General features: G+C 59.1%; 1 protein-coding gene. It reads right to left on the bottom strand.

Annotation, left to right across the window (positions count from 1 at the left end; genetic code table 11):
- Positions 1-396: MFS transporter (locus EOA32_RS36810; protein WP_145971502.1), on the bottom strand; the 396-nt coding region annotated here is incomplete at its 3' end.
- Between the last annotated feature and the right edge of the window lie 1,344 nt (positions 397-1,740).

Raw genomic sequence — 1,740 nt, 5'->3', positions numbered from 1 at the left:
GCCAAGGACGACGCGTGCCGCCAGCAAAACCGGCAGCGACCCCGCAACCTCTGCCAGAACGTTCGACAGGATCAGCAGGAGCGTCATCGCCCAGATGACGACCCTGCGGTCCAGACGCTTTGTCACGATGGCGATTATCGGTGCCGAGATCGCCGCGACGATTGCGGTCGCTGTTAGCGCCTGTCCAGCCGTGCCCGTGGTGATACGGAGATCATGCGCGAGCGGTGTCAGAACGCTGGCGGGCAGAAACTCTGCCGTCACAAGCCCGAAGGTGCCGAAGGAAAGCGAAATGATGGCACCCCATGCAGGGCCAGAACGTTGATAGGGACTTTCTGGGTCAAGCCGATCTCGGTCGAACAAAGCCGCGTCCACTAAATCTGTCGCCGATTCGGTCATGAATGAGTTCTCCGGCTAGGAGCTGTTGCAGCAGGGGTGGCTACATCGCCGGGGATCAAAGCCGCGAGACCTTCCGGCGGCGGCCAGTCGGCATCAGTCGAGGCCTCGGCGCCCGACGCATCCGAGGCCTCATCGGAGGGCCGACGGACCCAACCGTCGACAATGCGGGAGAGTTCTCGGCGCGGTCGCATCGATCGCATTCGTCGAAGTGCGGTCTGTTCACTGCGAACCAAGCAAGCCGAACGCGGTGTCCTCGATCGAGGCCTTGATGGGGGGATGATCGACGATCTCTATATTGCTTTGAAGCAGGAAGTTCCGTCGCCATATGTGGTTATCCTGGCAGCCAGAATTGAGCGGTTGTCGCAAGCACCAAGGCGGTCGCAATGAGTGCAACGAGGCGGAAGTCTGATCGATGGCTGCGGTTCGATGGCCGCGCGATCGACAAAATTGAGGTGATGAGTTATCCCTTTTGAAGCCGTTGCTCCCAATTCTGGGATAAGGTAATTGCAGGCGGTCCCAGCAACGTCGGGCGGCCTTTTTGGTGATCGAATTCATGGGACGACACTCTCGGTCCGTGACGCATCTGCGAATGACTCCGCAAGTTCCGTGCCATCAACGACAAATCTGGCTCTGCTGAGCGGGTGGTGGAGGCACGAGCGTGGGCTATCCCAAGAGCTTGCCGCAAGGTTGTTCGAAGTTGAGGTGCCGGATAGACCGCAAATATGTCGGGCGGCCTGGGGTTGGCCAACACGAAGATGCGCAAGTTCAAAAGGACGAGCTGAACCCTTGCCGATATCCATCCGAGGCTGATCTGGAGAAGGTCAAGAACTGCGTCTTGAAGGCTTCCGCCGCACCGGCAAATGCTAAGCCAAGGTGCTGGGCAAGATGGACAGGGCCATCCAACCCGTCGACTGGACGCTCATTAATGGCGTCGGTGTGGCTCTGTAGCTGGCGAGAAAAACGCCCTGCTGAAAGACAAAAGCTCGTGTGGCCGGCTCTGAAGGACGGCCAGTGAGGCAGGCGAGGAGAGGCTATAGCCCATTCGTGTAGACTGATCTTGTCCCACGGAGGCGGCTAACCACCCCGCCAGACATCATCGAGGGGAGCGCCACTAGGCTTACCCCAAGTGTTGGTCATTTCCACCTGGGTGACCTCGGCCAAGTCACCAAGCCGCTTAGAGCAAGCTTTCGAACTGGATGCTCCCCGGGCACATGATCGGCTAGCTGTGAGCTTTCGGGAGGTTGTCCATTCGGACCGGACCGAGGAGACTGGAGTTACCACGCTTCAGCATCCATCGGAGGATCCGAATGAACATCCATAAGAATGCCCGTCTCACACCGCTGC

The organism is Mesorhizobium sp. M1A.F.Ca.ET.072.01.1.1 (genome assembly GCF_004023325.1).
Taxonomy (GTDB): Bacteria; Pseudomonadota; Alphaproteobacteria; order Rhizobiales; family Rhizobiaceae; genus Mesorhizobium.
Note: the sequence above shows the minus strand (reverse complement) of the source record. Positions and strands in the feature narration are given on the sequence as shown.